This is a genomic window from Klebsiella sp. MS 92-3 (genome assembly GCF_000195655.1).
In the GTDB taxonomy this organism is placed as follows: Bacteria; Pseudomonadota; Gammaproteobacteria; order Enterobacterales; family Enterobacteriaceae; genus Klebsiella; species Klebsiella pneumoniae.
On the sequence record NZ_GL882815.1, the window covers coordinates 59,249 to 63,485 of the forward strand.

Here is a 4,237-nt window from a genome sequence, read left to right on the forward strand (position 1 = left end):
AAAGACCCGCCCGCCGCGGGGTCAGACCGACCCTTCTTTCTCAATCACCAGAATACGCGCCGCCCCCTGCGGGTGGGCGACATGCTCGCATCCCACCCCGGCGTAGAAGATATCGCCGGCGTTTAGCATGATAACCTGCTCCTCGCCGTCGACTTTCACATGCATCGCCACCTGACCATCCATCACGGCAAACACCTCCTGACCATCATTGATGTGCCAGATATAGGGTTGGTCGGTCCAGTGCAGACGCACGGTGGTGCCGGGAAAATTGGCAATATCCAGCGCGCCCCACGCGCGGTCGGCGGTGAAATCTTTACTGCTCCAGCTCTGCATGATGGTGTCCTGTGGTAAGGGTTATTTTTTCTGCCAGTTTGCCCAGGGATCCGCTTTCTCCACCGGCGCGTCATCATCAAGGGAGGCGAGATACATAGCCTCCACCTCTTTGCGCGCCCACGGCGTCCGGCGGAGAAATTTGAGGCTGGACTTAATGCTGGGATCGCTTTTAAAGCAGTTAATGTTGACCTGGCGGGCCATTTCCGCCCAACCATAGCGCGCCACCAGGGCATTGAGCAGCGCTTCCAGCGTCACGCCGTGCAGGGGATCTTTCGAGCTGTGCATTACGATACGTCCGTTCCGCATTAAAAAGTGCGCCTACCTTACTGGCTCTCACCGACGGGCGCAACCGGCTTCATTACGCGCTTCGCGCCTATATCTATTTAACGCAAAAGCACTGAACCCCGCGCGGTCATAAATTAGAAAATAACGTTATTGGTTGCTTATTTGGCCTTGAGGCAAGCTGTGTTCAGCCCCGGACAGAGGAAATCACCATGCGCTGCTGTTGTGCCCGAACCCTGAACCTGAATCAACCCATAACTTATTACCCCGTTTTCGGAGAACACAATGAACGCGACCACCCTGCCGATTCTCGACCTGGCCCGCTACGCGGACCCCGCGGATAAAGCGGCCTTCCTGGCCGACCTGCGTCATGCCGCCCGCGACATCGGCTTCTTCTATTTGATCAACCACGGTGTCGACGACGCGCTTCAATATGAAGTTCAGCGCCAGTCCCAGCGCTTTTTTGCTCTCGATGAGGCGCAAAAACAGCAGGTGGCGATGATCCACTCCCCCCATTTTCGCGGCTATAACCGCGCGGCCTCTGAGCTGACGCGCGGCCAGCCTGACTGGCGAGAACAGTTTGATATCGGCGCCGAACGTCCGGCGCTGACCCTCAGCGACGACGCCCCGCGCTGGCAGCGCCTGCAGGGTCCGAATCTGTGGCCTGCCGCCCTGCCGTCGCTTAAACCGGTATTACTTCACTGGCAACAGCAAATGACCCAGGTGGGCATCCGCCTGCTGCGCGCCTTTGCCGAAGCACTGCAGCTCCCGGAGAATGCTTTCGATCAGCTCTACGGCGAGAAACCCAACGAGCATATCAAACTGATCCGCTACCCCGGCCAGCAGGAGACCCAAAGCAGCCAGGGCGTCGGCGCCCATAAAGATTCGGGGTTTCTCAGCTTCCTGCTGCAGGACGAGCAGAAAGGACTGCAGGTTGAGGTCGCGCCTGGAGAATGGATCGACGCCGTGCCGCTGGCCGGCAGCTTTGTGGTCAATATTGGCGAACTGCTGGAGCTGGCGACCAACGGGTATTTGCGCGCTACCGTCCATCGCGTGGTGTCGCCGCCGGCGCAGCAGCAGCGCCTCTCCATCGCCTTCTTCCTCGGCGCCCAGCTTGACGCGGTGGTGCCGGTTTACACCCTGCCGCCCGAGCTGGCGCGTGAAGCGCGAGGGCCGGACAGCGATCCGCACAATCCGCTGCTGCGCGATGTCGGCTGGAATTATCTCAAGGGCCGTCTGCGTTCCCATCCGGACGTGGCGGAACGCTACTATCAGGACGTGTTTCGCGAACGCGCCGAGCAATTGATCGTTTAACCATAACTAAAAAGGAACACACCATGAAATATGCCGCTTTTAAACTGGCAGGGGTCGCACTGTCTCTTTCTCTGGCATGGACGTCTGCCCAGGCTGCCGCGCTGCGCGTCGCCGCGGACCCGGTTCCCCACGCGGAGATCCTCAACTACATCAAAAAAATCGATCCCAGCCTCGATCTGAAGGTGGTGGAGCTGACCAGCGGGGTCAACGCCAATGAACTGCTGGCCAGTGGCGATGTGGATGCCAACTACTTCCAGCATGTTCCCTATCTGAAGGATCAGGAAAAAGCGCTGGGTAAAACCTTTGCCGTCGCGGCCACCGTGCATATTGAGCCGCTGGGAATTTACTCGCATAAGCATAAAGATTTCTCATCACTGCCGGAAAACGCCACCGTGGCGGTGCCGAATAACACCACCAACCTGAGCCGGGCGCTGTTCCTGCTGCAGGCGCAGAAGCTTATTAAGCTGGACCCTAAATTTACCGACCCGGCCACCACCCTGGCGACGCCGAAGGATATTGTCGAGAACCCGAAACACCTGAAGATTCTGGAGATTGAATCGCCGCAGATCCCGCGCTCCCTCGACGATGTCGACCTGGCGGTGATTAACGGTAACTACGCGCTGGAAGCCGGCCTGGTGCCAGCGAAGGATGCCCTGGGGCTGGAAAGCGCCGAGCATAACCCGTACGCCAATATTCTGGTGACCACCCCAGCCCTGGCGAATGACCCGCGCATTAAGGCGCTGGCGAAAGATCTGACCTCGCCGCAGGTGGCGGAGTTTATCCGTAAAACCTACAACGGCTCGGTGATCCCGGTGGCCCCTCAGTCATGATAACCATCGAAGGGCTGAGCAAAACCTACGCCGGAACCGGCCGACCGGCGCTGAACGATATCGCGTTGCAGATACCGAAAGGGGCAATATACGGCATTCTCGGGCGCAGTGGCGCCGGCAAAAGTACGCTCATCCGCTGTCTCAATTTACTGGAGCGGCCCACCTCGGGCCGCATTCTGGTGAACGGACAGGATATTACCCAGTTGAACAAGGCGGCGCTGCGGGATTATCGCCTGCGCACCGGGATGATTTTCCAGCACTTCAATCTGCTGCATGCCCGCACCGTCGCTGACAACGTCGCGGTGCCGCTGGAGATTGCCGGAGTGCCGAGGGCCGCTCGCGAGGCCCGGGTGCGCGAACTGCTGGCGCTGGTGGATCTCAGCGAAAAGGCCGCCGCTTTCCCGTCACAGCTTTCCGGCGGGCAAAAGCAGCGCGTCGGCATAGCCCGGGCGCTGGCCGCCCGGCCGGAAGTGCTGCTGTGCGATGAGGCGACCAGTGCGCTGGATCCCGAGACCACCGCCTCGGTGCTGGCCCTGCTGGCGGATATTAACCAGCGCCTCAATCTGACCATCGTGTTGATTACGCACCAGCTGGAGGTGGTGAAAACCATCTGTGACCACGCGGCGCTGCTGGAACAGGGCGAGATTGTCGAAAGCGGTAAACTCGCCGACCTGCTGGTGACCCCATGGTCGCGGCTGCGCCAGTCGCTGCTGCACGACCCGCAGGCTGAACAGGAATTTCTTACCCGCCACGGCGTTCAGGGGAGGCCATTATGCGGAGTAGCATGAGCTGGGAAGATTTGTGGCTGTTATTACTCGACGGCACGCTGGATACGCTCTATATGGTGGGCCTGGCGGCCCTGTTTACCGTGCTGATCGGGCTGCCCACCGGCGTGCTGTTGTTTATTTCCCGCGCCAACGGGCTGGCGCCGATGCCGAAACTGAACGCGCTGTTAGGCGCGGTGATCAACATCGGCAGGTCGCTGCCGTTTATCGTACTGCTGATCGCCCTGATCCCCTTTACCCGGCTGATCGTCGGCACCACGCTGGGCAGCACCGCCGCCATCGTGCCGGTAACCATCGGCGCCTTTCCGTTCTTTGCCCGTCTGACGGAAAACGCGCTCGACGAGGTGGACTACGGGAGAATTGAAGCCATTCTGTCGATGGGCGGCAACGTCTGGCACGTCATTTTTAAATCCCTGCTGCCGGAAGCCCTGCCAACGCTGCTGGCCGGGATCACGCTGACCATCGTGATGCTGATTGGTTTCTCCTCCATGGCCGGTGTGATCGGCGGCGGTGGACTCGGCGACCTCGCCATCCGCTACGGCTATCAGCGGTTTAATAATGAAGTCATGTTTGGCACAGTGCTGATCCTGGTGGCGATGGTCCAGGGGGTGCAAATGGCCGGCGATCGGCTGGTGCGTAGCCTGGCCCACCGCCGCTAGCCGGCAGTCATTAGTTCCAGCCGCTCTCTTCCGC

General features: G+C 60.0%; 6 protein-coding genes. 4 read left to right on the forward strand and 2 right to left on the reverse strand.

Annotation, left to right across the window (positions count from 1 at the left end; genetic code table 11):
- Positions 1-21: 21 nt before the first annotated feature.
- Both HMPREF9538_RS12635 and HMPREF9538_RS12630 read right to left on the reverse strand, forming a co-directional pair.
- The gene (locus HMPREF9538_RS12635; RefSeq protein ID WP_009485254.1) at positions 22-333 is read right to left on the reverse strand and encodes a cupin domain-containing protein; all 312 of its coding nucleotides are present in this window, start codon (positions 331-333) and stop codon (positions 22-24) included.
- Positions 334-354: 21 nt separating this feature from the next.
- On the reverse strand, positions 355-618 hold the full coding sequence (locus HMPREF9538_RS12630; protein ID WP_002904643.1) for a VF530 family DNA-binding protein: 264 nt from the start codon (positions 616-618) through the stop codon (positions 355-357).
- Positions 619-900: 282 nt separating this feature from the next.
- On the opposite strand from HMPREF9538_RS12630, the gene HMPREF9538_RS12625 reads away from it, so the two are divergent.
- The 4 genes from HMPREF9538_RS12625 to HMPREF9538_RS12610 are packed head-to-tail and all read left to right on the forward strand — an operon-like array spanning position 901 to position 4,203.
- On the forward strand, positions 901-1,929 hold the full coding sequence (locus tag HMPREF9538_RS12625; protein WP_004176215.1) for an isopenicillin N synthase family dioxygenase: 1,029 nt from the start codon (positions 901-903) through the stop codon (positions 1,927-1,929).
- A 23-nt stretch (positions 1,930-1,952) separates the two neighbouring features.
- The gene (locus HMPREF9538_RS12620; RefSeq protein WP_002904638.1) at positions 1,953-2,759 is read left to right on the forward strand and encodes a MetQ/NlpA family ABC transporter substrate-binding protein; all 807 of its coding nucleotides are present in this window, start codon (positions 1,953-1,955) and stop codon (positions 2,757-2,759) included.
- Entirely contained in the window at positions 2,756-3,547 is a 792-nt protein-coding gene (locus HMPREF9538_RS12615; protein WP_004176216.1) for a methionine ABC transporter ATP-binding protein, read from the forward strand. Before HMPREF9538_RS12620 ends, HMPREF9538_RS12615 begins: the two co-directional genes overlap by 4 nt.
- Positions 3,544-4,203 (forward strand): methionine ABC transporter permease, encoded by a 660-nt coding sequence (locus HMPREF9538_RS12610; RefSeq protein ID WP_009485255.1) that lies wholly within the window; start codon positions 3,544-3,546, stop codon positions 4,201-4,203. The genes HMPREF9538_RS12615 and HMPREF9538_RS12610 overlap by 4 nt, the downstream gene beginning before the upstream one ends.
- The last annotated feature ends 34 nt before the right edge of the window (positions 4,204-4,237 follow it).